The sequence below is a fragment of the Halothiobacillus sp. DCM-1 genome, from assembly GCF_045689735.1.
Classification (GTDB): domain Bacteria; phylum Pseudomonadota; class Gammaproteobacteria; order Halothiobacillales; family Halothiobacillaceae; genus Halothiobacillus.
The window spans coordinates 294,312-316,462 of record NZ_CP142685.1; the positions used below are offsets into that span (position 1 = coordinate 294,312).

A 22,151-nucleotide genomic window follows, 5' to 3' on the forward strand; every position below is an offset into this window, starting at 1 on the left:
TCCTTATTAAGAGGGTGATTAATCATGGCAAAAGAGAAGTTTGAGCGTACCAAGCCGCATGTGAATGTGGGCACGATTGGGCATGTGGATCATGGCAAGACGACGCTGACGGCGGCGATCACCAAAGTGATGGCGGAAGCGCACGGTGGCGCGGCATTGGCCTACGACCAGATTGACAAAGCGCCGGAAGAAAAAGCGCGTGGCATCACCATCAACACCTCCCATGTTGAATACGAATCCGACAATCGCCACTACGCCCATGTGGACTGCCCGGGTCATGCCGACTACGTCAAAAACATGATCACCGGTGCGGCACAAATGGACGGCGCCATTCTCGTCTGCTCAGCCGCCGACGGCCCCATGCCGCAAACGCGCGAACACATCCTCCTGTCCCGTCAGGTCGGCGTTCCGTACATCGTCGTCTTCCTGAACAAAGCCGACATGGTCGATGATCCCGAACTGCTCGAACTCGTCGAAATGGAAGTGCGCGACCTGCTCAGCCAATACGACTTCCCGGGCGATGACACCCCCATCATCACCGGCTCAGCGCTCAAAGCCCTGGAAGGCGAGCAAAGCGACATTGGCGTCGAATCCGTCAAACGCCTCGTCAAAGCCATGGACGACTACTTCCCCGAGCCGGAACGCGCCATTGACGGCACCTTCCTCATGCCGGTTGAAGACGTCTTCTCGATTTCAGGCCGTGGCACCGTCGTCACTGGCCGTATCGAACGTGGCATCGTCAAAGTGGGCGAAGAAGTCGAAATCGTCGGCATTCGCGACACCCAGAAGACCACCGTCACTGGCGTAGAAATGTTCCGCAAACTGCTGGATCAAGGCATGGCGGGTGACAACGTCGGCATCCTGCTGCGTGGCACCAAGCGAGACGACGTCGAGCGTGGCCAAGTGCTGTGCAAACCGGGCTCCATCAAGCCGCACACCAAATTCCAGGCGGAAGTCTATGTTCTGTCCAAAGAAGAAGGCGGGCGACACACCCCGTTCTTCAACGGTTACCGGCCGCAGTTCTACTTCCGTACGACGGATGTGACAGGCTCCTGCACCCTGCCGGAAGGGACAGAAATGGTCATGCCGGGAGACAACGTCGCCATGACCGTCAGCCTGATCGCCCCGATTGCGATGGAAGACGGCCTGCGCTTTGCAATCCGTGAAGGCGGCCGCACGGTCGGTGCCGGTGTCGTCTCTAAAATTATCGAGTAATAGAACATGGCAACTCAAACGATCCGCATTCGTCTGAAAAGTTTTGATCATCGGTTGATCGATCGTTCAGCGGCTGAAATTGTCGAAACGGCACGCCGTTCGGGCGCGCGCGTAAAGGGCCCCATTCCTCTGCCGAGCCGTAAAGAGCGTTTCACCGTATTGGTGTCGCCGCATGTAAATAAAGATGCGCGCGACCAGTATGAGCTCCGTACGCATAAGCGTGTTCTGGATATTATCGATCCGACAGATCGTACGGTTGATTTGTTGATGCAACTTGATCTGGCCGCCGGTGTGGATGTGCAGATTCGGGTGAATTAATTATTGGATGGAAACAGGGCTTTACGGCCTGAGTTTCTTCTGATAAATTGACGACCCTTTTCAGCCCGGTGCGGTTGCGCCGGGCTGGCTTTTTCAGACGACTGGTCAATCGTAATCAGCGTCGGTGAGATAACGAGAGGTAAAGCAACATGGCATTAGGTGTTGTCGGTCGCAAGGTCGGCATGACCCGTATTTTTGACGACGCGGGGGTTTCTGTCCCTGTGACCGTCATCGAGGTCGAGCCGAATCGGGTGACTCAGTTGAAAAACGAGGCGGTGGATGGCTACTGTGCCATCCAAGTCACGACCGGCGCTCGCCGTGCGAGTCGTGTAACTCAAGCAATGGCTGGTCATTACGCCAAGGCGCAAACCACTGCCGGTCGTGTCTCCGCTGAATTCCGCGTGGACGAGGCGACTTTGGCCGGTTTTGCTCCGGGCGCGGAAATCACGGTCTCCCTGTTTGATGGCGTTGCCAAGGTGGATGTGGCTGGGCAAAGCAAGGGTAAGGGCTTCGCAGGTACGGTGAAGCGGTATAACTTCCGCACACAAGATGCCACGCACGGTAACTCCCGTTCCCATCGGGTGCCGGGCTCGATTGGGCAAAACCAGACCCCGGGTCGGGTTTTCCCTGGCAAGAAAATGTCTGGTCACATGGGTGATGAACGGGTTTCTGCGCTCGGCTTGAAATTGGTTCGGGTCGACGCTGAGCGCGGCTTGTTGCTCGTGAAGGGCGCTGTGCCAGGCGCGACGGGTGGCGATGTCATCGTCCGTCCGTCGGTCAAGAATTAAGGCGGGTCCGGGTCATGGAATTACAAGTTAAGAATGGTACTTCGGTCAGTGTTTCCGAGCAGGTGTTTGACCGCAGTTATAACGAGGGTCTGATTCATCAGGCGGTGGTTGCTTATCTGGCGGGCGCTCGCGCTGGTACCAAGAAGCAATTGACGCGTTCTGAGGTTTCTGGTGGCGGCAAAAAACCTTGGGCGCAGAAGGGTACGGGTCGTGCCCGTCACGGTACAACTCGTTCGCCCATCTGGCGTACGGGTGGGGTCACTTTTGCTGCGCGCCCGCGCAATTTCGATCAGAAGATCAATCGCAAAGCCTACCGTGTGGCGATGGCTTCGATATTCTCCGAACTGGTACGCCAAGGTCGATTGACCGTGGTGGATGCCCTTGAGGTCGCTGCGCCTAAAACCCGCGAAGTGGTTGCCCTAGTCAAATCCTTGGGTGTGACTGGCCGAGTACTGTTTGTGAATGAGGCTTTTAACGAGTCGCTCTATCTGGCGTCACGGAATCTCATCGAAACGGGTTATTTGACAGTCGATGTCTTGGATCCCGTGAGTCTCGTAGGCGCCGATCAGGTGGTGATTACCCGTGCGGCGGTGAAGATGGTGGAGGAGTGGTTGTCATGAATCAGGAAAAATTATTCGATGTGATTCGTGCGCCCCTGGTTACCGAAAAAACGGCGCGAGCCAATGCGGTCAATCAGTATGCATTCAAGGTGGATGTGGCAGCGACGAAAGCGGATATCAAGTCGGCTGTTGAGTCGTTGTTCGGTGTCACGGTGCTTGCGGTTCAAACCCTGAATATGGCGGGCAAGGCGCGTCGGTTTCGTGGTATCGCGGGACGTCGCAATCACTGGAAGAAAGCCTATGTCACTTTGGCGGAAGGTCAGACCATTGAGTTTGGTCAGCCAGGTTGAGAACGCGAGGTAACTAAATCATGGCATTAAAGATTGCAAAACCCACATCACCGGGTCGCCGCGCGGTCATCGAGATCGATCGTTCTCACCTGCATAAAGGCGCGCCCTATGCGGCGCTGCTCGAAAAGAAGTCGCATTCCGGTGGACGCAACAACTTGGGTCGTATTACGACTCGCCATATCGGCGGGGGGCACAAACAGCACTACCGCTTGGTGGATTTCAAGCGAAACAAAGACGGCATTCCTGCTGTAGTCGAGCGGATCGAGTACGACCCGAATCGTACAGCCCATATTGCGCTGATTCGTTACGCGGATGGCGAGCGTGCCTATATTCTCGCGCCGCGCGGTGTGGTTCCAGGGCAGATGGTGCAATCCGGTTCAGATGCGCCGATTCGTGCTGGTAACTGCATGCCGATGCGGAATATTCCGATTGGTTCAACGATTCATGCGGTTGAGCTTAAGCCGGGCAAGGGTGCCCAAATTGCTCGTAGTGCGGGCGCTTCAGTGCAATTGGTTGCGCGTGAAGGTGCTTATGCAACCCTGCGCTTGCGTTCGGGCGAAATGCGCAAGGTGTTGGCAGATTGCCGTGCAACCTTGGGTGAGGTAAGCAACCACGAACACAGCCTCCGTTCGCTCGGTAAGGCGGGTGCCAAACGCTGGCGTGGCATTCGTCCGACGGTGCGGGGCGTGGTCATGAACCCGGTGGATCACCCACACGGTGGGGGTGAGGGGCGTACTTCAGGTGGTCGCCATCCGGTGACGCCCTGGGGTGTTCCGACGAAAGGGTATAAAACTCGTACCAACAAGCGCACGGACAAGTTTATTGTTCGTCGCCGTTCTAAATAATCGCTTCTTGAGGGTTAAAAGGTGCCACGTTCACTGAAGAAAGGTCCCTTTGTGGATCATCACCTGCTGAAAAAGGTGGAAGAGGCCGTTGCGACGAACAATCGCCGGCCCATAAAGACCTGGTCTCGCCGTTCCATGATTCTGCCGGACTTCATCGGTCTGACGATTGCAGTTCATAACGGTCGCCAGCATGTGCCGGTTCTCGTCAACGAAAACATGGTGGGTCATAAACTCGGTGAGTTTGCGCCAACGCGAACCTATCGTGGCCATGTGGCCGATAAAAAAGCCAAGCGCTGAGGAGTACGGAACATGCAAGCTACCGCATTACATCGCTATGCCCGCATCTCCGCCCAAAAGGCGCGGTTGGTTGCGGATCTCGTTCGGGGGCAGGATGTGGCTGCCGCGCTGCAAATTCTTTCTTTTAGTGAGAAGAAGGGCGCGGATCTGATCAAAAAGGTGGTTGAGTCTGCCATTGCCAACGCGGAAAACAATGAAGGTGCGGATGTCGACCGGTTGAAGATCGCGACGATCATGGTCGATGAAGGCCCTGTGCTGAAGCGCTTTCGGGCGCGTGCCAAGGGTCGTGGGGCGCGTATTTTGAAGCGCACCAGCCATATCCAAGTGACAGTCAGCGAGCGATAAGAGGAAATATTATGGGTCAGAAAGTACATCCGGTAGGTTTCCGGCTGGGGATTTCCTCTGATTGGTCATCTCGCTGGTACGCCGATAGCAAACAGTTTCCGGTTCAATTGAACCAGGATGTTCGCACGCGGGCATATATCAAGAACAAGCTGAAAGAAGCTTCTGTCTCTCGTGTGCAAATCGAGCGGCCCGCCCGTTCTGCGGCAGTGACGATTCACACGGCGCGTCCGGGGATTGTGATTGGGCGCAAAGGAGAGGACATCGAACGGCTACGCAATGAAATTGCTCCCATGCTGGGCGTTGACCGCAATTCCGTAAAGCTTTCCGTGGAAGAAGTCCGGAAGCCTGAGCTGGATGCACAGCTGGTGGCCGAGTCGATTGCACAGCAATTGGAGCGTCGGATTATGTTTCGTCGTGCCATGAAGCGCGCGGTGCAAACTTCCATGCGATTGGGCGCGGGCGGAATCAAAGTCAATGTTTCAGGTCGCCTCGGTGGCGCGGAAATCGCGCGCAACGAGTGGTACCGCGAAGGCCGCGTACCGCTGCACACCCTGCGTGCGGACATCGATTATGGCTTCGCGGAAGCCCAGACCACTTATGGCGTGATTGGCGTCAAGGTTTGGATTTTTAAAGGCGAAGTGTTCGGCGTGCCTGGTGCACGAGACGGCAAAGCTGCGACAGCTTGATCCGTGCCGATAGAGTAAGTGGAGCAAAATCATGCTGTTGCCAAAGCGTACAAAATTCCGGAAGCAATTCCGAGGCAAAAACCGGGGTGTGGCTACCACGGGAAACAAAGTCAGTTTCGGTGAGTTTGGTCTGAAATCACTGGAGCGGGGCGAAATTACTTCTCGGCAAATCGAGTCGGCTCGTCGGGCGATTTCCCGTCATGTGAAGCGCGGCGGGAAAATCTGGATCCGTATTTTCCCGGACACCCCCATTACCCAGAAGCCTTTAGAGGTTCGGATGGGTAAAGGTAAGGGGAGCGTGGAATATTGGGTTGCCAAAATTCAGCCGGGCAAAGTTCTTTATGAGATTGAAGGGGTGACCGAGGAGATTGCGCGCGAAGCGTTTTCCTTGGCGTCGGCCAAACTGCCGGTGAAAACCACTTTCGTAACGCGGGTGTTGATGTAATGAACAAAATCAGTAATGGCTTGCGTGAAAAGTCGCCGGAAGCGCTCCGTGAAGAGCTTCTTGCCTTGAAACGTGAGCAGTTCAATCTGCGCATGCAAAAATCCACGGGTCAAGAGAGCAAGCCGCATCTTGTGCGTGTGGCACGCAAACAAGTCGCTCGCATCAAGACGATCCTCACCGAGAAGGAGCAGGGCTAAGATGACTACTCAGTCTGCAGAGAAAATTGTTCGTACTCGCGTGGGGCGCGTGGTTAGCGACAAGATGGATAAATCCATCACGGTTGCCATTGAACGCCGAGTAAAACACCCGTTGTACGGAAAGTTCATCACTAAAACGACCAAGTTGCATGTGCACGATGAGGAAAATACTTCTCGTGCGGGTGATCGGGTCGAAATCCGCGAATCACGACCAATTTCCAAGACCAAATCTTGGACTTTGGTGCGCGTGATTGAGCGCGCCAGCGTCTGATCAGGGGGTTGTCATGATTCAAATGCAATCAATTTTGGATTCGGCCGATAACAGCGGTGCCAAGAAAGTTCAGTGCATCAAAGTGCTGGGCGGTTCTCATCGTCGCTATGCCGGGATTGGCGACATCATCAAAGTGTCGATCAAAGATGCCATTCCGCGCGGACGCGTCAAAAAAGGCGATGTATACAACGCGGTTGTCGTTCGCACGGCGAAGGGCGTTCGTCGAGCAGATGGTTCAATCATCCGCTTCGATGGCAATGCCGCGGTTTTGTTGAACAATAAGTTGGAGCCGATTGGTACCCGTATTTTTGGACCTGTCACCCGCGAATTGCGGGGTGAGAAGTTCATGAAGATCGTGTCTTTGGCACCTGAAGTGATTTGAGGTACTCGTCATGCGGAAGATTCGTCAGGGCGATGAGGTGGTGGTGATTGCCGGCAAGGACAAAGGACGCCGTGGCACCGTGCTGCGCGTGCAGGATGCTGGTAAGCGCGTGGTGGTTGAGAACATCAATAAAGTGAAGAAGCACCAGAAACCGAACCCAATGGTTGGTCAAACAGGTGGCATCATCGAAATGGAGAAATCCATTGATATTTCGAATGTAATGCTGTTTAATCCCGCCTCCCAAAAAGGGGATCGGGTCGGCTTCAAGTTACTTGAAGATGGCACGAAGGTTCGTTTTTTTAAATCCAACGGCGAAGTCGTTGACACTAAGTAATTGACAGGACTTTGAATTATGGCTCGTCTTCAGGAATTTTATTCCAAAACATTGCACGCCGAGTTGAAAGAAAAGCTCGGTATCGTGAATGTCATGGCCGTTCCGAAGCTGACCAAGATCACGCTGAACATGGGGTTGGGTGATTCCGCCCGCGACAAGAAGGTGATCGACAGCGCAGTGAACGAAATGGCCGCAATCACCGGTCAAAAGCCGGTAGTGACTTATGCGCGTAAATCGATTGCCGGCTTCAAGCTGCGTGAAGGGATGCCGTTGGGCGTCAAGGTAACCTTGAGGGGGCGTACTATGTACGAGTTCCTCGATCGGTTGATCCATATTTCTATCCCCCGTATTCGTGACTTTCGCGGCTTGAACCCCAAGTCTTTCGATGGTCGCGGTAACTACAGTATGGGTGTGAAAGAGCAAATCATTTTCCCGGAAATCGATTACGACAAAATCGATCAAATCCGTGGGATGGATATCACGATCACAACGACGGCTAAAAACGATGACCAGGCTCGGGCTTTGCTCGATGGCTACGGTTTCCCGTTCCGTCGCTAAGGAGTAGTAATGGCTAAGAAGAGTATGTTGAATCGCGAAGTGCGGCGCCAGAAATTGGCGAAACGCTTTGCTGCCAAGCGCGATGCGCTCCGTGCGGTGCTGAATGATCAGTCGGCGGATTTCGATGCGAAAATGCAGGCTTCTGCCGCGCTGTCGAAATTGCCGAGAGACTCGGCCGTTGAGCGCCAGATGCGCCGTTGCGCCATCACAGGCCGCCCCAAGGGCGTTTATCGCAAATTTGCACTGGGTCGTAACAAGCTTCGCCAATTGGCGATGGCGGGTGAAATCCCTGGTTTGCGTAAAGGCAGTTGGTAAGAGGTTCGCGTCATGAGTATGAATGATCCCATTTCGGACATGCTGACCCGCATTCGTAATGCGCAGCGCGCGCGTAAATCGATGGTGGCGATGCCCTCATCCAAGTTCAAGCTGGCCATTGCTGCCGTACTGAAGGATGAAGGATATGTTGCTGATTTTTCGGCAACGGCGGATGCAAAATCCATTTTGACGATTCAGCTTAAATACCATCAGGGCAAGCCGGTTATCGATATGATCCGTCGCGTGTCCAAGCCGGGTTATCGTGTTTATAAAGCGGCGGAAGACTTGCCGTCCGTTAACGGCGGCTATGGCGTAGCGATTGTTTCTACTTCTCACGGGGTAATGCCGGATCGCGAAGCGCGCCGTCAGAACCTTGGTGGCGAAGTCGTTTGCCTGGTTTCTTGATAGGGGTTGTGAGATGAGTCGTGTAGCGAAAAAGCCGATCAGCCTCCCAAAAGGGGTTGAGGTTAAGCAAACCGGCCAGGAGCTCTCCTTCAAGGGGCCGAAAGGTCAATTGTCGTTGATGCTTCATCCGGAAGTTTCTGTTTCTATTTCTGATGGCGTCCTGACTTTTGCGCCGTCATCCGATGCCCATTACGCCATTGCCGGAACCATGCGGGCCTTGGCAAGCAACCACGTGCAGGGCGTCTCTGCGGGCTTTGAAGTCAAATTGCAATTGGTCGGTGTGGGCTATCGTGCGCAAGCCCAAGGGAATGTTCTAAACCTGGCCTTGGGTTTTTCCCATCCGGTGAACTATCCCGTGCCCGCCGGTATCACCATCGAGACACCGAGTCAGACTGAGATCATCGTTCGTGGTGCTGATCGTCAAAAGGTCGGTCAAGTGGCTTCCAATATTCGGGGTTATCGTCCGCCAGAGCCGTACAAAGGCAAGGGCGTGAAGTATCACGATGAAGTCGTCTTCCGCAAAGAAGCGAAGAAGAAATAAGGTGTCGGTATGAACGAAAAAAACAAAAATCGCTTGCGTCGTGCGCGGCGTTCACGCGCCAAAATTGTTCGCTTGGGCGTGCCCCGGCTGACGGTATTTCGCACCGCGCAGCATACTTATGCGCAAATTTTTTCTGCCGATGGGTCAACCGTGCTTGCTGCGTCCTCGACCTTGCAGGATGGGGTGATCGCGCAAGGTCAGCACGGCGGCAATATCGAGGCAGCGAAATGCGTCGGTGCAAGCATTGCTAAGGCTGCGCTGGAAAAAGGTATTACTCATGTTGCCTTCGATCGCGCAGGGTTCATTTATCACGGTCGTATCAAGGCGCTGGCCGATTCGGCGCGCGAAGCCGGTCTGCAGTTCTAAGGGGTACCGATCATGGGTCGTAATTCAAATGAAGTGGCCAGCGATGGCCTGATCGAAAAACTGGTGGCAGTTAACCGCGTAGCCAAAGTAGTTAAAGGCGGCCGGATTTTTTCTTTTACCGCATTGACCGTTGTGGGCGATGGACAGGGTCGCGTCGGCTATGGTTATGGCAAGGCAAAAGAAGTCCCTGCTGCGATTCAAAAAGCTATGGATCGTGCCAAGCGCAGTATGGTTCAGGTCTCCCTGCGCGATGGCACCTTGTTTTACCCGGTGAATGGGGAGCATGGCGCGGCCAAAGTGTTCATGAAGCCGGCATCCGAGGGGACCGGGGTCATTGCGGGTGGTGCGATGCGTGCCGTATTCGAAGCGGCGGGTGTGCGTAATGTTCTGGCCAAGTGCATTGGCACGCGTAACCACATGAATGTTATTCGTGCGACGGTCAATGGCCTTCAAGCGATTGATTCTCCTGAGGCAGTTGCCGCCAAACGGGGTAAGCGCGTTGAAGAGATTATCGGGAGTGCATCATGAGTACGAGTGCTGTTCTTCGTGTCAAGCTGATTCGGTCGACGATTGGCCGATTGGCATCTCACAAGGCATGTGTTCGCGGGCTGGGTCTGCGCCGAATTAATCATGAGGTTGAGGTCATGGATACGCCAGAAAATCGCGGCATGATCAATAAAGTCTCATATCTGTTAGAAGTACAGGAGTCTACTCATGCGGCTCAATAATCTTTCTCCGGCTGATGGCAGCCGTAAAGAACGCACCCGTGTTGGACGGGGTGTCGGCTCTGGTTTAGGCAAGACCGCAGGCCGTGGTCACAAAGGGCAAAAATCTCGCGCGGGCGGTTTTCATAAAACTGGCTTTGAGGGCGGGCAAATGCCGATTCAACGCCGTTTGCCCAAAATGGGTTTCCGTTCTTTGCGCGCATTAACTACGGCCGAGATTCGTACCAGTGAGTTGAATCAGCTAGAAGGCGTGGTAACTCTGGAAACCTTGAAGGCAGCTGGTCTGGTGCGTAACGATATTCGTTTCGTGAAGATTATGCTTTCCGGTGCAGTTACCAAGTCGCTGCATATTCAAGGTTTGCGGATCAGCAAAGGCGCTTTGGCAGCGGTGGAAGCTGCGGGCGGGAAAGCGGAGTAAGCCGGTGGCTCAATCAAATGCGGCGATGGCATCACTGGCTGGGGCGGGTCGTTTGACTGAGCTTCGTCAGAGAATTTTTTTCGTCATCATGGTGCTGGTCGTGTATCGAGTGGGCACCTTCATTCCTTTGCCGGGAATTGATGTCGGTGTCATGCAATCGCTGTTCAATCAGCATGCCGGGGGGATTCTCGGCATGATGAATATGTTTTCTGGCGGCGCCTTGTCGCGAATGTCCCTATTCGCGTTAGGGGTGATGCCCTATATTTCGGCCTCGATTATTGTTCAACTGCTTTCCTCGGTCGTTCCTTCTCTAGAGCGGTTGAAAAAAGAGGGCGAGGCGGGTAAGAGAAAGATCACCCAATACACGCGGTACGGCACTTTGGGGCTGGGTCTGGTTCAAGCGTTGGGCGTTTCTATCGCGCTTCAAGGCCAGTCGGTGGGCGGGGCGCAACTCGTTTATGCCCCTGGAATCGGCTTCTTGGTCGTAGCAACCTTGACCCTAGTGACTGGCACGATGCTCTTGGTTTGGCTCGGAGAGCAAATCACTGAGCGGGGTGTCGGTAACGGGATCTCTCTCATTATTTTCGCTGGTATTGTTGCGGGATTGCCGACAGCAATTGGTGGTACGGCTGAACTGGTTCGCACGGGAGAGCTGGGTGTCTTCACCTTGTTGATTCTGGGGGTGCTGATTCTTGCAGTGACTGCTTTCGTGGTGTTCGTTGAGCGCGGTCAGCGACGGATCACGGTCAATTATGCCCGGCGGCAACAAGGCCGTGCGGTGGTTGGGCAGCAATCTTCGCACCTGCCTCTGAAATTGAATATGGCTGGCGTGATTCCGCCCATTTTTGCTTCCAGCATCATTCTCTTCCCAGCTACTTTGGGTAATTGGCTTGGGCAACATGATGGCATGGCGTGGTTGCGCAATTTATCTACCGCCTTGTCGCCGGGGCAGCCGCTCTATGTTGGGCTTTATGCGGCAGCAATTATTTTCTTCTGTTTCTTTTATACGGCGCTGGTTTTCAACTCGCGCGAAACAGCGGACAACCTCAAACGATCAGGTGCTCTTGTTCCGGGGATTCGGCCAGGGGAGCAGACTGCTCGATATATCGATAAGGTACTCACCCGCCTGACCTTTTGGGGTGCGCTGTATATTACGGCGGTGTGCTTGTTGCCCGAGTTTTTGATTCTGTATTGGAATGTGCCCTTTTACTTTGGTGGGACTTCTCTTCTGATCATTGTGGTAGTGCTCATGGATTTCATGGCACAGGTTCAGTCTCACTTGGTGTCTCATCAATACGATAGCCTGGTTCGCAAGGCGCATTTCAAATCGGGACTGTAGCCGTTTTTTCATTGGTGCTTGAAGGTTGGCTTGCATTGGTGTAAGCTTCCGGGCTCTTTTTTCGGGTGGTTTTGGTATGGCTCGTATCGCAGGTATTAACATTCCCGTGCAAAAGCATGTGGTGATTGCCCTGACCTCTATCTATGGCATCGGGAACACCCGTGCTAAGGAAATTTGTCAATTGGCTCGGGTTGAGCCCGCGCGCAAGGTGCGTGACCTCTCCGAGGCCGAGGTTGAAGCTCTGCGCGCAGAAGTTGCGAAATTCGTGGTGGAAGGGGATCTTCGCCGGGATGTGTCTATGAGCATCAAGCGTCTCATGGATTTGGGCTGTTATCGGGGATTGCGGCATCGTCGCGGTCTTCCTGTTCGCGGTCAGCGCACGCGAACAAATGCACGGACTCGTAAGGGTCCGCGTCGCCTGGTCAAGCGCTAATCAGGCTGAATATTCTTCGTTTTCGAGAGTAGGATTCATTTATGGCTAAATCGAATGCCCCCGCGCGCAAAAAAGTTAAGCGCGTGGTGACAGATGCTGTTGCCCATGTGCATGCATCGTTTAATAACACTATCGTGACGATCACCGATCGTCAGGGAAACGCGTTAAGTTGGGCTACTTCGGGTGGTTCCGGCTTCCGCGGCTCTCGTAAATCCACCCCATTCGCAGCCCAGGTGGCCGCAGAACGCGCGGGTGAAGCGGCGAAGGCATACGGTGTGAAAAACATCGATGTTGAGATCAAGGGGCCGGGTCCAGGTCGGGAATCAACCATTCGCGCACTGAATGCAGTGGGCTTCAAGGTGGGCGTCATTACCGATGTCACGCCGATTCCACATAATGGCTGCCGCCCGCCTAAAAAGCGCCGCGTATAACGAGGGTTAGATCATGGCTCGATATTTGGGTCCTAAATGTAAATTAAGTCGCCGCGAAGGCACTGATCTGTTTCTGAAGTCTGGTTTGCGGTCGCATGAGGACAAATGTCATCATGACCGTGCGCCTGGTCAGCATGGCGCGGCCCGCAAGCAGAAAGTTTCTGATTACGGTATGCAGCTTCGCGAGAAACAAAAGTTGCGCCGTATTTACGGTGTGCTTGAACGCCAATTCTCCAATTACTTCAAAAAAGCGTCGCAACTGAAAGGCTCGACGGGTGAGAATCTGCTGCAGCTTTTGGAATGCCGCTTGGATAATGTGGTGTATCGGATGGGCTTCGGTGCGACCCGAGCGGAAAGCCGTCAGCTTGTTTCTCATTGCGGGATCCTAGTGAATGGTGCGGTTGTCAACATTCCTTCTTTCCAGGTTTCTGCCAACGATGTCATCGCGGTTCGTGAATCTGCCCGGAAGCAAGAGCGAATTAAGACAGCTCTTGAGCTTGCGGGGCAGCGTGGCGGTGTTTCTTGGATGGATGTAGATGCAACCAAGATGGAAGGGGTGTTCAAGTCTGCCCCTTCCCGTGATGAGTTGCCTGCCGAAATCAACGAATCACTGGTCGTCGAACTCTACTCCAAATAATTCCTGGGGGTCGTTATGCAATTGGGATCAACCGATTTGCTCAAGCCGCGTTTGGTCGATGTCCAGGTGCTTGATTCCACTCGCGCGCGGGTGGTTTTGGAGCCTTTGGAGCGAGGGTTTGGTTACACGCTGGGTAATGCCCTGCGTCGTATTCTTCTTTCTTCGATCCCGGGTGTTGCGGTCACTGAAGCTGAGATCGAAGGCGTTGTACATGAGTACACCACGATCGAAGGCGTTCACGAAGATGTGCTGGAAATTCTCTTGAACCTCAAGGGGCTTTCAGTGGTTCTGCACGGTCGTGATGAGGCGGTGCTCAGCATTAAAAAATCTGGCGCGGGGGTTATTACGGCGGCAGACATCAAGGCCGACCACGCGGTTGAGATCATCAACCCAGAGCACCATATCGCGACTTTGAATGATCAGGGAAATCTGGTCATGACATTTCGCGTCCGTCGGGGTAAAGGCTATGTTCCCGCCAGTGCACGCCGAGAAGAAGGCGGTGCACAAATCGGCCGTCTCTTGGTGGATGCTTCCTTCTCTCCGATGCGCAAAGTGGCCTATTCGGTTGAGCGCGCACGGGTTGAACAGCGTACGGATCTGGATTCTTTGGTGTTGGATATCGAAACGAATGGCTCGATTTCTGCCGAAGATGCAATTCGTCAGGCAGCCGGGATTCTTGTTGATCAACTTTCTGTCTTTGTTGACCTCAAGGCCGAGAAAGTAGAGCCGGTTCTGGAGCAAGCGCCCGCTGTGGACCCCGTTTTGCTTCGTCCAGTGGATGATCTCGAGTTGACCGTGCGTTCGGCCAACTGCCTCAAGGCAGAGAATATTTACTACATTGGTGATTTGATTCAGCGCACTGAGATCGAATTACTGAAAACCCCGAATTTGGGCAAGAAATCCTTGACAGAGATCAAGGATGTCCTGGCTAAGCAAGGCTTGTCCCTCGGGCAGCGTTTGGAAAATTGGCCACCAGCAGAATTGCTGAATTTGGCTGAGTCCAAAATTTAACGAATCATTTGAGAGACCATCGTCATGCGTCACCGTCTTTCTGGCCGTCAACTCGGCCGTAACGCCGCCCAACGTAATGCGTTGATGCGTTCACTAACCAATTCACTGCTTGAGCATGAGTTCATCAAGACGACATTGCCCAAAGCAAAAGAGTTGCGTCGTTTTGCCGAGCCATTGATTACTTTGGCTAAAGACGATTCAGTTCATGCTCGTCGTTTAGCATTTGCGCGCACCAGAAATCAAGTGATTGTCGGTAAATTGTTTACCGACTTGGGCCCGCGATTCAAACAGCGCCCGGGTGGGTATCTGCGGATTTTAAAATGTGGAAACCGTGCAGGTGATAACGCCCCAATGGCGTATGTCGAACTGGTCGACCGCAATGGTGGTGAAACCACTACCCCTACAGAGTAAAAAATCTATTTCTGTGTTAATTTCCCACCGACCTGATTGACGGGAATTTTAAATGAAACCCTCGTCCTTGATAGGCGAGGGTTTTTGTTTTAGCGTCCGCATTAGTGCGGTACGCGCTCTCGGCTGTAATGTAAGCGTTGGTACGGCATTACCCCATATTGAGTAGCGGTTTGCTTTAGAGTCCAAGGTTAAATGTAACCGCCTTTGCAGCGAGCTGCTTAGCATATTGGGTGGGCGTCAGCCCACCGAGAGTTTTCTTCGGTCTTTCCTCGTTGTACTCACGAACCCATGTGCGGATGATGACCCGGGAATGGTTGAGGCTGATGAATCAGTGTTCGTTGAGGCATTCGTCGCGTAGCCGTCCATTGAAGGATTCGATGTAGGCATTCTGATTGGGCTTGCCCGGTTCGATTGGACGCAGGGCGATGCCGTGGCGATGTGCCCAGGTCTGCATGGCTCGGCCGGTAAATTCTTTGCCATTGTCCGTTCGGATGATTGATGGCCTGCCGCGGAGCGCACAGACCTCGTCCAGCAACCGCACCAAGTGCTCGCCACCGATCGCATGTGCCGGGATCACGGCCACCGCCTCGTGCGTGGCATCATCGACAATCGCCAGGCACTTGAGCGCACGACCCGAGGCGATACGGTCGAAGACAAAGTCCATCGACCAGATCTCATTGGCCGCACCCGGTCGGATCAGCGGTTGCCGATCCGCCGGCGGGATTTTCTTGCGTCGGCGTCGGCGCACCTGCAGATTCTCCTGGGCGTATAGGCGCTCCACGCGCTTGTGATTGACCCGCTGTCCGGCTTGACGCAGCTTGAGGTAGATCATGGGCGCGCCATAGCGGCGATACCGCTGCGCCATCTCCACGATCTGCTGGCGCAGTTCGGTATTACCGTCCGGCCTCCGTACATATCGCAAGGCCGAGGCACTCATGCCGACAACCCACAGGGCACGCCGTTCACTCATGCCGCTCTGTCGCATGAACCGCACCACCGCCCGGCGCGCCGGTGCGGTCACCACTTTTTTCGAAGGACTTCCTTCGTCACTTCGTTCTCCAGTAGTGCTTCGGCCAGCAGCTTCTTCAGCCGAGCGTTTTCCGACTCCAGCGCCTTGAGCCGTTTCGCGTCAGATACCTCCATGCCGCCAAACTTACTGCGCCAGAGGTAGTAACTGGCCTCCGAAAAGCCATGCTGCCGACACAACTCCTTGACCGGGACACCGGCGTCCGCCTCCTGCAAAAATCCAATGATCTGTTCTTCACTGTAGCGTTTCTTCACGTCCAATCTCCTCGCTTCACGGGATTGGACTCTAAATGCCAGTGCTACTCAAATTCGGGGTAACGTCGCTGGCGCGTTATCGTCGTTTGGGGCTGTAGCCGCCCACCTTGGATGCAGTCATACCGCCGTTGGTCGACGGGCAAAGGCCGACGATTCAGCCCCCGAGTTGATCGAGCGCCATCGCGGCGACTGGCACGAGCACCGCCAGAGTTTTGGCGCGATTCCTGCTATACCTGCTATATTTTAGGACGGCAAACAGGCCGAAATCTCAGCCGAGATGCTGCAAATCCGCCAAGTAGGCGAGCGCAAGGCTTGGGGCTTGGATACTCAATCCGAGGACAGCGCCGACATCGTCACTCACTGGCAAGGCAGCGAGTGACCACCTGACCGCCTGACCAAGCGCCCGCATGGGCGCTTTTTCATTGGTGGCATTGGCGCATTCTGTAACAGCCAAGCATTTTTCCTATGGTGCGCGGCAAGGTGCGTAGATTTTTTGCATGAATAAAAAAGCCCATAAAATCATGGGCTTGGGGAATTTTTTGGCGGAGAAAGAGGGATTCGAACCCTCGATAGAGTTTCCCCTATACACCCTTAGCAGGGGTGCGCCTTCAGCCACTCGGCCATTTCTCCGTGGGGCATTATTTTATGGGAAGCGAGGTGCTTAGGCAATAACTATTGGTTTTATTGATCGTATTTTGGCGTCGCAGAAATACGGTGGATGGAGAGGTCGGCACCTTCGAACTCTTCTTCCTCTGAGAGGCGAATGCCGAGCGTGTATTTCAGAATGCCATAAATGATCAGTCCTCCCGCGATTGCAATGCCGATGGCGGCGAGAGATCCGATCAATTGGCTGACGAGACTGATGCCCCCTGTGCCGCCAAACATTTTTTGACCGAATATACCGGCGGCGATGGCGCCCCAAAGTCCGCACACGCCATGCAGCGACCAGACCCCCAAAACATCGTCAATTTTGAGTCGGTTTTGGACGAAGGTGAATAGCCAGACGAACAGGCCGCCGGCGATCAAGCCGGTCAGCAGGGCGCCAATAGGGTGCATGATGTCGGAGCCGGCGCAGACGGCAACCAGTCCCGCGAGCGGGCCATTGTGGAGGAATCCGGGGTCATTACGGCCGACGACTAGCGCACTGAGAATGCCGCCCACCATCGCCATGAGCGAGTTGACTGCGACGAGACCGGATATGGCATTGATTTCCTGCGCGGACATCACATTGAACCCAAACCAGCCAACGGCCAAAACCCAAGAGCCGAGTGCCAGAAAGGGGATGTTTGAGGGCGGGTGGGCATAGATTTCACCATTTTTCCCATAGCGGCCGTGGCGTGGTCCGAGGAGTAGCACGGCGATCAAGGCGATCCAGCCGCCCATGCCGTGGACGACCATGGAGCCGGCGTAGTCGTGGAATGGGGCATGGAGGCTGGTCTTGAGCCAGTCCTGGAAGCCAAAGTTATTGTTCCAGATCAGTCCTTCATAGAGGGGGTAGATCAGCGAGACCAGGAAAAAAGTGGCAATCAGTTGCGGATAAAATCGAGCGCGTTCTGCAATGCCGCCAGAGATGATGGCCGGAATGGCGGCGGCAAAGGTGAGCAGAAAGAAAAACCGCACGAGTTCGTGGCCATGATCGACGGTCAGGGTACTTGCGGAGCCAAAGAAGCTGATGTGATAGGCAACATAGTAGCCAATGAAGAAGTAGGCGATGGTGGAGATGGCAAAGTCGGCCATAATTTTCACCAAGGCGTTGACTTGGTTTTTCTTTCGGACGGTGCCAACTTCCAAAAATGCAAATCCAGCGTGCATGGCCAGTACCATGACGGCACCAGAAAGCACGAACAGGACATCAACGGCGCTGACGAGCGGGGCTTGGGTTTCCATGACGGAGAGTCTCGGCGGGTGGTTGAAAACAAAAAGCCGACGAAACGCCGGCTTTTCTGGTTGGATTACTCGCTTAGTAGTGATCGTCTTGGGTATCTACGAGGCCATCGTTGGGCTGGCTTTCGTTTTTAATGCGTTGATAAATCTCTTCCCGGTGAACAGACACATCTTTCGGCGCGTCAATCCCGATGCGTACCTGATTCCCTTTGATGCCGAGGACGGTGATCGAAACATCGTCACCGACCCGCAGAACCTCACCGATCCGGCGTGTCAAAATCAACATGGGTCTTTACTCCTTAAATTCTTCCGCTCGTGCGTTTGACCGCTCGATGCGCATTTTCGTTTGCTACTCGCTGAATTTAGCCGATTAGCGCGGCGGGTGCATCCAATTCGAATGCATCGTGTAAGGTTCTGACCGCCAATTCAAGATATTTATCATCCACGACGACAGAAATTTTGATTTCTGAGGTGGAAATCATGCGAATGTTGATTTTCTCATCCGCCAATACTTTGAACATTTTGGCCGCAATGCCGGCGTGCGAGCGCATGCCGACGCCGACTAGGGAGATTTTGACGATCTTCGGATTGCCAGAAACTTCGCGGGCACCGAGATTTTTTGCCGCCGCACGCAGGATGTCGAGCGCTTTGTCGTAATCAACATGCTGGACGGTGAAGGTGAAGTCGGTGGTGTTATCCGCACCGACATTCTGCAGGATCATGTCCACTTCGATATTGGCCTCGGCAATCGGGCCGAGAATGGCGTACGCGATGCCCGGGTGATCGGGGACGCCTTTGATGGTGAGCTGCGCCTCATCACGGTTGAAGGCAATGCCTGAAATGACGGCCTGTTCCACGACTTCATCCTCTAGGGTAATCAGGGTGCCGGGGCCATCCACAAAAGAGGAAAGTACCCGCAGTGGCACATTGTATTTGCCTGCAAATTCCACCGAACGAATCTGCAGAACCTTGGAGCCCAAGCTCGCCATTTCCAGCATTTCTTCGAAGGTGATGCGATCCAGGCGTCGGGCGCGTGGCTCTACGCGGGGGTCGGTCGTGTAGACGCCATCGACATCGGTATAAATTTGGCACTCATCGGCCTGCAGCGCTGCAGCGATGGCTACGGCAGAAGTATCTGAGCCGCCGCGTCCCAGCGTGGTGATGTCCCCTTCGGGATTCACGCCCTGAAACCCGGCGACCACGACGACCCGCCCCGCCTGAAGTTCGTCGCGGATGCTGTCGGTGTCAATCGCCTGAATCCGGGCTTTATTGAACGCGCTGTCGGTCAAGATCTTGACTTGGGCGCCGGTGTAGGACCGCGCCGGTTGACCGCGGGATTCAAGCGCCATGGCGAGGAGCGCAGAGGTGACTTGTTCACCGGTTGCGACCAGCGCATCCAGTTCACGGGCGTTTGGCCGGGATTGAACTTCTTTGGCGAGTGCGATCAGCCGATTGGTTTCGCCACTCATCGCCGAAACCACGACGACGACCGAATCGCCCGCCGCGCGGGCGCGCAGAACGCGATCCGCCACGGCCTGGATCCGCTCGATGGAGCCAACCGAGGTGCCGCCATATTTTTGAACGATCAATGCCATGGATAACCTGTGTTCTGCCGTTAGGTGGCGCAATGCGCCGTAAGCCCGTGCTTTGGCGCCCGTGCACGCTTGGGCGCCGAAAAATAGGCGCGCATTTTACTCAAGTTGCGGTTTTATTGCAGCTTTATTTCTGTGGAATTTCCTTCAGTCGTTCAGTTGTTGTTGCAACCAAGTGCGGGCAGCCTCTAATGCCTGTGGCAGCGCTTCCGGTATGGTGCCCCCCGCCTGTGCCATATCCGGTCGGCCGCCGCCCTTGCCCCCCACCTGCGCTGCAGCGATGTTGACGAGATCCCCCGCTTTCAGGCGGGCGGTCGCGTCTTTGCTGACGCCGGCGATCAGGCGGACTTTCCCGTCTTCAACACTGGCGAGCAGGACGGCCGCGGTGCCCAACTTGTGTTTGAGTTGATCCACCATATCCCGCAGCGTATTGCTGTCGGCACCCGGCAATTCGGCAACCAGCGTGGAAATGCCGCCCCAAGTGACGGCTTGGCTGGCCAGATCCCCACTCGCCTGGGCCGCGCGAGCGGCTTTCAGCTCGGTCAGTTCCTTTTCGAGCGCTTTATTGCGTTCGATCAGTTGTTGCACCCGATTCAGCGCGTCTTGCTTTTGGCCGCGCAGCAAGCCCGCAATCTGATCGAGCTGGTCTTCGGTCTCGAAGGCGAGGGCTAGGGCGGATGCGCCGGTAACTGCCTCAATGCGTCGAACGCCTGAGGCGACGCCGCCTTCACTGACGATTTTTATCAGGCCGATATCGCCGCCCCGGCGGGCATGGGTGCCCCCGCAGAGTTCCATCGAGAAAGGCCCCATGGTGACGACGCGCACCACATCGCCATATTTCTCGCCGAACAGCGCCATTGCGCCGGCAGCTTTGGCCTCGTCAATGGCCATTTCGCGGGTGTCGACGGCGTGATTCTCACGGATCTGAGCGTTGACCAAGGCTTCGATTTGCCGGAGTTGTTCGGCGGTGACGGGCTCGGGGTGAGAAAAGTCGAACCGCAGGGATTCATCGCTGACCCGCGAGCCGCGCTGGTGCACATGGGAGCCGAGGACATGGCGCAGCGCGGCATGCAGCAGGTGGGTGGCCGAGTGATTCAGGCGGATGGCCGCGCGACGGTCGGCATCGATCTGCGCCTCGGCGCTATCACCCACCACGATGCGGCCTTCGAGGACTTGTCCGATATGCAGGAAGCTGCTGCCCTGTTTTTGGGTGTCGGTGACGACGAATCGCCCGTTGGGTGTGGTGATCAGGCCGGTGTCGCCGACTTGTCCGCCGGATTCGGCATAAAACGGCGTTTGATCCAGCACGAGAATGCCGGCCTGGCCGGTTTCAAGGGCGGTGACATTGCGGTCATCGTGCGCCAGCGCCACGATGTGCGCCTGGGCGTGCTCGTGGGTATAGCCCTGGAAAACGGTGACACCGGCGCCTTCCACCGTGTGTTTCTGCTGGGCAAACTGGCTGGCGGCGCGGGACTGGGCGCGGCGGGCGGCCATCGCTTGTTCGAAGCCGTCGTGATCTAGGCTAAAGCCGCGTTCGCGGGCGATATCCGCGGTCAGATCGATGGGGAATCCGTGGGTATCGTAGAGCTTGAACACGACCTCACCGGGGATCGTGCCGCCGGCCGGAAGATGTGCCAGTGCGGCGTCGAGTTCATGCATGCCAGCCGCGAGGGTTTGCAGGAAGCGTTCCTCTTCCTGCAGCAGCACGCGTTCAACTTCGGTTTGGGCGGCGGTCAGTTCGGGATAAGCCTCGCCCATCACGGCCACCAACGGCGCTACCAGCCGGTGGAAGAAGGGCGTATCGACCCCCAGCTTGTGCCCGTGCCGAGCGGCACGGCGAATGATACGCCGCAGGACATAGTCCCGACCTTCATTGCCCGGGCGCACCCCGTCGACGATCAGGAAAGCGCAGGAACGAATGTGATCGGCAATGACCTTGAGTGAGCTGTCCTGGGCATCCTTGGCGCCGGTGACGGCCTGCGCGGCGGCCAGTAGGTGACGGAATAGATCGATCTCATAGTTACTGTGCACGCATTGCAGAACCGCGGCCAGCCGTTCGATGCCCATGCCGGTATCGACGGAGGGTTTGGGCAGTGGGCTGAGATGGCCGTCTTCTGCCCGGTCGAACTGCATGAACACGATGTTCCAGATTTCGATGAAACGGTCGCCATCTTCCTCGGGCGAGCCGGGTGGGCCGCCGGGAATGTGGGCACCGTGATCGTAGAAAATCTCGGTACAGGGGCCGCAGGGGCCGGTGTCACCCATCTGCCAGAAATTATCTGAGCCGCCGTTGGGTTTGTCGCCGATGCGGCGGATCTTGTCGAGCGGCAGGCCAATTTCCTTGTGCCAAATGTCATACGCTTCATCGTCGGTGGCGTACACCGTGACCATCAGCCGTTCTGGTGGTAGTCCTAGGGTTTTGGTCAGAAAATCCCAGCCAAAGCGGATGGCTTCGGATTTGAAATAGTCGCCGAAACTGAAGTTGCCCAGCATCTCGAAGAAGGTATGGTGGCGGGCGGTGTAGCCGACATTCTCGAGATCATTGTGCTTGCCGCCCGCCCGCACGCAGCGCTGGCAGGAGACGGCGCGGGGTTTTTGTCGTTTTTCCAGGCCGAGAAACGCTTCCTTGAATTGCACCATGCCCGCATTGGTAAAGAGTAAGGTCGGGTCATTGCCGGGAATCAACGAGGCGGAAGGCACGATTTCGTGACCGTGTTGATGAAAGAAGTCCAGAAACGCGCGGCGCAGTTCGGCGGTGGTTTTCATGGCGA

The 22,151-nt window shown here is 55.4% G+C and carries 33 protein-coding genes, 1 tRNA gene and 1 pseudogene; 28 read left to right on the forward strand and 7 right to left on the reverse strand.

Annotated features, from left to right (window positions below; all coding sequences use genetic code 11):
• Positions 1–24 precede the first annotated feature (24 nt).
• The 28 genes from tuf to rplQ all read left to right on the forward strand — a co-directional run bounded on the left by tuf (position 25) and on the right by rplQ (position 14,623).
• Positions 25–1,215 (forward strand): elongation factor Tu, encoded by a 1,191-nt coding sequence (tuf, locus tag VOI35_RS01425; protein ID WP_407276112.1) that lies wholly within the window; start codon positions 25–27, stop codon positions 1,213–1,215.
• A 6-nt stretch (positions 1,216–1,221) separates the two neighbouring features.
• Positions 1,222–1,533 carry a 30S ribosomal protein S10 gene (gene rpsJ, locus VOI35_RS01430; RefSeq protein ID WP_407276124.1) on the forward strand — a complete coding sequence of 104 codons (312 nt, stop codon included), beginning with the start codon at positions 1,222–1,224 and terminating at the stop codon, positions 1,531–1,533.
• Positions 1,534–1,682: 149 nt separating this feature from the next.
• A complete protein-coding gene (rplC, locus tag VOI35_RS01435; protein WP_407276125.1) occupies positions 1,683–2,321 on the forward strand; it encodes a 50S ribosomal protein L3 in 639 nt (212 codons plus the stop codon).
• 14 nt (positions 2,322–2,335) lie between these two features.
• Positions 2,336–2,941: a 50S ribosomal protein L4 gene (gene rplD / locus VOI35_RS01440; RefSeq protein WP_407276126.1), complete on the forward strand. Its 606-nt coding sequence runs from the start codon at positions 2,336–2,338 to the stop codon at positions 2,939–2,941.
• A complete protein-coding gene (gene rplW, locus VOI35_RS01445; RefSeq protein ID WP_407276127.1) occupies positions 2,938–3,231 on the forward strand; it encodes a 50S ribosomal protein L23 in 294 nt (97 codons plus the stop codon). Before rplD ends, rplW begins: the two co-directional genes overlap by 4 nt.
• 20 nt (positions 3,232–3,251) lie before the next feature.
• Positions 3,252–4,076: a 50S ribosomal protein L2 gene (gene rplB, locus VOI35_RS01450; protein ID WP_407276128.1), complete on the forward strand. Its 825-nt coding sequence runs from the start codon at positions 3,252–3,254 to the stop codon at positions 4,074–4,076.
• A 21-nt stretch (positions 4,077–4,097) separates the two neighbouring features.
• Complete coding sequence (gene rpsS / locus VOI35_RS01455) at positions 4,098–4,373, forward strand: 30S ribosomal protein S19 (protein ID WP_407276129.1); 276 nt, start codon at positions 4,098–4,100, stop codon at positions 4,371–4,373.
• A 12-nt stretch (positions 4,374–4,385) separates the two neighbouring features.
• Positions 4,386–4,718, forward strand: a complete 333-nt coding sequence (gene rplV, locus VOI35_RS01460) for a 50S ribosomal protein L22 (protein WP_407276130.1) — start codon at positions 4,386–4,388, stop codon at positions 4,716–4,718.
• 11 nt (positions 4,719–4,729) lie between these two features.
• Positions 4,730–5,404: a 30S ribosomal protein S3 gene (gene rpsC, locus VOI35_RS01465; RefSeq protein WP_407276131.1), complete on the forward strand. Its 675-nt coding sequence runs from the start codon at positions 4,730–4,732 to the stop codon at positions 5,402–5,404.
• 31 nt (positions 5,405–5,435) lie between these two features.
• Positions 5,436–5,849, forward strand: coding sequence for a 50S ribosomal protein L16 (gene rplP / locus VOI35_RS01470; protein WP_407276132.1), 414 nt, complete (start codon positions 5,436–5,438; stop codon positions 5,847–5,849).
• Positions 5,849–6,046 carry a 50S ribosomal protein L29 gene (rpmC, locus tag VOI35_RS01475; protein WP_407276133.1) on the forward strand — a complete coding sequence of 66 codons (198 nt, stop codon included), beginning with the start codon at positions 5,849–5,851 and terminating at the stop codon, positions 6,044–6,046. Before rplP ends, rpmC begins: the two co-directional genes overlap by 1 nt.
• Before the next feature lies 1 nt (position 6,047).
• The gene (rpsQ, locus tag VOI35_RS01480) at positions 6,048–6,317 is read left to right on the forward strand and encodes a 30S ribosomal protein S17 (protein ID WP_407276134.1); all 270 of its coding nucleotides are present in this window, start codon (positions 6,048–6,050) and stop codon (positions 6,315–6,317) included.
• Between the two features lie 13 nt (positions 6,318–6,330).
• Complete coding sequence (gene rplN / locus VOI35_RS01485) at positions 6,331–6,699, forward strand: 50S ribosomal protein L14 (protein WP_407276135.1); 369 nt, start codon at positions 6,331–6,333, stop codon at positions 6,697–6,699.
• A 10-nt stretch (positions 6,700–6,709) separates the two neighbouring features.
• Positions 6,710–7,033 (forward strand): 50S ribosomal protein L24, encoded by a 324-nt coding sequence (gene rplX / locus VOI35_RS01490; protein ID WP_407276136.1) that lies wholly within the window; start codon positions 6,710–6,712, stop codon positions 7,031–7,033.
• Between the two features lie 18 nt (positions 7,034–7,051).
• Entirely contained in the window at positions 7,052–7,591 is a 540-nt protein-coding gene (rplE, locus tag VOI35_RS01495) for a 50S ribosomal protein L5 (RefSeq protein WP_407276137.1), read from the forward strand.
• Between the two features lie 9 nt (positions 7,592–7,600).
• On the forward strand, positions 7,601–7,906 hold the full coding sequence (gene rpsN / locus VOI35_RS01500; RefSeq protein ID WP_407276138.1) for a 30S ribosomal protein S14: 306 nt from the start codon (positions 7,601–7,603) through the stop codon (positions 7,904–7,906).
• 12 nt (positions 7,907–7,918) lie between these two features.
• Positions 7,919–8,311 carry a 30S ribosomal protein S8 gene (gene rpsH / locus VOI35_RS01505; RefSeq protein ID WP_407276139.1) on the forward strand — a complete coding sequence of 131 codons (393 nt, stop codon included), beginning with the start codon at positions 7,919–7,921 and terminating at the stop codon, positions 8,309–8,311.
• 13 nt (positions 8,312–8,324) lie between these two features.
• Positions 8,325–8,852, forward strand: coding sequence for a 50S ribosomal protein L6 (gene rplF / locus VOI35_RS01510; RefSeq protein ID WP_407276140.1), 528 nt, complete (start codon positions 8,325–8,327; stop codon positions 8,850–8,852).
• A 9-nt stretch (positions 8,853–8,861) separates the two neighbouring features.
• Positions 8,862–9,218 carry a 50S ribosomal protein L18 gene (gene rplR, locus VOI35_RS01515; RefSeq protein ID WP_407276141.1) on the forward strand — a complete coding sequence of 119 codons (357 nt, stop codon included), beginning with the start codon at positions 8,862–8,864 and terminating at the stop codon, positions 9,216–9,218.
• Positions 9,219–9,230: 12 nt separating this feature from the next.
• Positions 9,231–9,746 carry a 30S ribosomal protein S5 gene (rpsE, locus tag VOI35_RS01520; protein WP_407276142.1) on the forward strand — a complete coding sequence of 172 codons (516 nt, stop codon included), beginning with the start codon at positions 9,231–9,233 and terminating at the stop codon, positions 9,744–9,746.
• Entirely contained in the window at positions 9,743–9,946 is a 204-nt protein-coding gene (rpmD, locus tag VOI35_RS01525) for a 50S ribosomal protein L30 (protein WP_407276143.1), read from the forward strand. Before rpsE ends, rpmD begins: the two co-directional genes overlap by 4 nt.
• Entirely contained in the window at positions 9,933–10,361 is a 429-nt protein-coding gene (rplO, locus tag VOI35_RS01530; protein WP_407276144.1) for a 50S ribosomal protein L15, read from the forward strand. The genes rpmD and rplO overlap by 14 nt, the downstream gene beginning before the upstream one ends.
• Positions 10,362–10,365: 4 nt before the next feature.
• Entirely contained in the window at positions 10,366–11,700 is a 1,335-nt protein-coding gene (gene secY / locus VOI35_RS01535) for a preprotein translocase subunit SecY (RefSeq protein ID WP_407276145.1), read from the forward strand.
• A gap of 76 nt (positions 11,701–11,776) precedes the next feature.
• A complete protein-coding gene (rpsM, locus tag VOI35_RS01540; RefSeq protein WP_407276146.1) occupies positions 11,777–12,133 on the forward strand; it encodes a 30S ribosomal protein S13 in 357 nt (118 codons plus the stop codon).
• Between the two features lie 41 nt (positions 12,134–12,174).
• On the forward strand, positions 12,175–12,564 hold the full coding sequence (gene rpsK, locus VOI35_RS01545; RefSeq protein WP_407276147.1) for a 30S ribosomal protein S11: 390 nt from the start codon (positions 12,175–12,177) through the stop codon (positions 12,562–12,564).
• Positions 12,565–12,577: 13 nt separating this feature from the next.
• Positions 12,578–13,201 carry a 30S ribosomal protein S4 gene (gene rpsD / locus VOI35_RS01550; RefSeq protein ID WP_407276148.1) on the forward strand — a complete coding sequence of 208 codons (624 nt, stop codon included), beginning with the start codon at positions 12,578–12,580 and terminating at the stop codon, positions 13,199–13,201.
• Between the two features lie 15 nt (positions 13,202–13,216).
• Positions 13,217–14,212, forward strand: coding sequence for a DNA-directed RNA polymerase subunit alpha (locus VOI35_RS01555; protein WP_407276149.1), 996 nt, complete (start codon positions 13,217–13,219; stop codon positions 14,210–14,212).
• Between the two features lie 24 nt (positions 14,213–14,236).
• Positions 14,237–14,623, forward strand: coding sequence for a 50S ribosomal protein L17 (gene rplQ / locus VOI35_RS01560; protein ID WP_407276150.1), 387 nt, complete (start codon positions 14,237–14,239; stop codon positions 14,621–14,623).
• Between the two features lie 175 nt (positions 14,624–14,798).
• On the opposite strand, the pseudogene VOI35_RS01565 reads toward rplQ, so the two are convergent.
• The 7 genes and pseudogenes from VOI35_RS01565 to alaS all read right to left on the reverse strand — a co-directional run bounded on the left by VOI35_RS01565 (position 14,799) and on the right by alaS (position 22,146).
• Positions 14,799–15,904: pseudogene (locus VOI35_RS01565) on the reverse strand (IS3 family transposase).
• A 268-nt stretch (positions 15,905–16,172) separates the two neighbouring features.
• Entirely contained in the window at positions 16,173–16,358 is a 186-nt protein-coding gene (locus VOI35_RS01570) for a hypothetical protein (protein ID WP_407276151.1), read from the reverse strand.
• A gap of 86 nt (positions 16,359–16,444) precedes the next feature.
• Positions 16,445–16,534: transfer RNA gene (locus VOI35_RS01575), tRNA-Ser, on the reverse strand.
• A gap of 51 nt (positions 16,535–16,585) precedes the next feature.
• Positions 16,586–17,791: an ammonium transporter gene (locus tag VOI35_RS01580; RefSeq protein ID WP_407276152.1), complete on the reverse strand. Its 1,206-nt coding sequence runs from the start codon at positions 17,789–17,791 to the stop codon at positions 16,586–16,588.
• A gap of 73 nt (positions 17,792–17,864) precedes the next feature.
• Positions 17,865–18,074 (reverse strand): carbon storage regulator CsrA, encoded by a 210-nt coding sequence (csrA, locus tag VOI35_RS01585; protein ID WP_407276153.1) that lies wholly within the window; start codon positions 18,072–18,074, stop codon positions 17,865–17,867.
• Positions 18,075–18,150: 76 nt separating this feature from the next.
• Positions 18,151–19,383 (reverse strand): aspartate kinase, encoded by a 1,233-nt coding sequence (locus tag VOI35_RS01590; RefSeq protein WP_407276154.1) that lies wholly within the window; start codon positions 19,381–19,383, stop codon positions 18,151–18,153.
• Between the two features lie 144 nt (positions 19,384–19,527).
• Positions 19,528–22,146 (reverse strand): alanine--tRNA ligase, encoded by a 2,619-nt coding sequence (alaS, locus tag VOI35_RS01595; protein ID WP_407276155.1) that lies wholly within the window; start codon positions 22,144–22,146, stop codon positions 19,528–19,530.
• Positions 22,147–22,151 lie beyond the last annotated feature (5 nt).

Excerpts from the sequence above, each read along its gene's own strand:
- VOI35_RS01555 (WP_407276149.1), top strand. The coding sequence starts at position 13,217 with ATGCAATTGGGATCAACCGATTTGCTCAAGCCGCGTTTGGTCGATGTC.
- rpsN (WP_407276138.1), top strand. The coding sequence starts at position 7,601 with ATGGCTAAGAAGAGTATGTTGAATCGCGAAGTGCGGCGCCAGAAATTG.
- rpmD (WP_407276143.1), top strand. The coding sequence starts at position 9,743 with ATGAGTACGAGTGCTGTTCTTCGTGTCAAGCTGATTCGGTCGACGATT.
- rplE (WP_407276137.1), top strand. The coding sequence starts at position 7,052 with ATGGCTCGTCTTCAGGAATTTTATTCCAAAACATTGCACGCCGAGTTG.
- rpsM (WP_407276146.1), top strand. The coding sequence starts at position 11,777 with ATGGCTCGTATCGCAGGTATTAACATTCCCGTGCAAAAGCATGTGGTG.
- rplV (WP_407276130.1), top strand. The coding sequence starts at position 4,386 with ATGCAAGCTACCGCATTACATCGCTATGCCCGCATCTCCGCCCAAAAG.
- rpsE (WP_407276142.1), top strand. The coding sequence starts at position 9,231 with ATGGGTCGTAATTCAAATGAAGTGGCCAGCGATGGCCTGATCGAAAAA.
- alaS (WP_407276155.1), bottom strand. The coding sequence starts at position 22,146 with ATGAAAACCACCGCCGAACTGCGCCGCGCGTTTCTGGACTTCTTTCAT.
- rplX (WP_407276136.1), top strand. The coding sequence starts at position 6,710 with ATGCGGAAGATTCGTCAGGGCGATGAGGTGGTGGTGATTGCCGGCAAG.
- csrA (WP_407276153.1), bottom strand. The coding sequence starts at position 18,074 with ATGTTGATTTTGACACGCCGGATCGGTGAGGTTCTGCGGGTCGGTGAC.
- rpsD (WP_407276148.1), top strand. The coding sequence starts at position 12,578 with ATGGCTCGATATTTGGGTCCTAAATGTAAATTAAGTCGCCGCGAAGGC.
- rpsC (WP_407276131.1), top strand. The coding sequence starts at position 4,730 with ATGGGTCAGAAAGTACATCCGGTAGGTTTCCGGCTGGGGATTTCCTCT.
- rplD (WP_407276126.1), top strand. The coding sequence starts at position 2,336 with ATGGAATTACAAGTTAAGAATGGTACTTCGGTCAGTGTTTCCGAGCAG.
- VOI35_RS01580 (WP_407276152.1), bottom strand. The coding sequence starts at position 17,791 with ATGGAAACCCAAGCCCCGCTCGTCAGCGCCGTTGATGTCCTGTTCGTG.
- rpmC (WP_407276133.1), top strand. The coding sequence starts at position 5,849 with ATGAACAAAATCAGTAATGGCTTGCGTGAAAAGTCGCCGGAAGCGCTC.
- rplO (WP_407276144.1), top strand. The coding sequence starts at position 9,933 with ATGCGGCTCAATAATCTTTCTCCGGCTGATGGCAGCCGTAAAGAACGC.
- rpsH (WP_407276139.1), top strand. The coding sequence starts at position 7,919 with ATGAGTATGAATGATCCCATTTCGGACATGCTGACCCGCATTCGTAAT.
- rpsJ (WP_407276124.1), top strand. The coding sequence starts at position 1,222 with ATGGCAACTCAAACGATCCGCATTCGTCTGAAAAGTTTTGATCATCGG.
- rplN (WP_407276135.1), top strand. The coding sequence starts at position 6,331 with ATGATTCAAATGCAATCAATTTTGGATTCGGCCGATAACAGCGGTGCC.
- rplQ (WP_407276150.1), top strand. The coding sequence starts at position 14,237 with ATGCGTCACCGTCTTTCTGGCCGTCAACTCGGCCGTAACGCCGCCCAA.
- VOI35_RS01590 (WP_407276154.1), bottom strand. The coding sequence starts at position 19,383 with ATGGCATTGATCGTTCAAAAATATGGCGGCACCTCGGTTGGCTCCATC.
- rplR (WP_407276141.1), top strand. The coding sequence starts at position 8,862 with ATGAACGAAAAAAACAAAAATCGCTTGCGTCGTGCGCGGCGTTCACGC.
- rplC (WP_407276125.1), top strand. The coding sequence starts at position 1,683 with ATGGCATTAGGTGTTGTCGGTCGCAAGGTCGGCATGACCCGTATTTTT.
- tuf (WP_407276112.1), top strand. The coding sequence starts at position 25 with ATGGCAAAAGAGAAGTTTGAGCGTACCAAGCCGCATGTGAATGTGGGC.
- rpsQ (WP_407276134.1), top strand. The coding sequence starts at position 6,048 with ATGACTACTCAGTCTGCAGAGAAAATTGTTCGTACTCGCGTGGGGCGC.
- rplB (WP_407276128.1), top strand. The coding sequence starts at position 3,252 with ATGGCATTAAAGATTGCAAAACCCACATCACCGGGTCGCCGCGCGGTC.
- rplP (WP_407276132.1), top strand. The coding sequence starts at position 5,436 with ATGCTGTTGCCAAAGCGTACAAAATTCCGGAAGCAATTCCGAGGCAAA.
- rplF (WP_407276140.1), top strand. The coding sequence starts at position 8,325 with ATGAGTCGTGTAGCGAAAAAGCCGATCAGCCTCCCAAAAGGGGTTGAG.
- rplW (WP_407276127.1), top strand. The coding sequence starts at position 2,938 with ATGAATCAGGAAAAATTATTCGATGTGATTCGTGCGCCCCTGGTTACC.
- rpsK (WP_407276147.1), top strand. The coding sequence starts at position 12,175 with ATGGCTAAATCGAATGCCCCCGCGCGCAAAAAAGTTAAGCGCGTGGTG.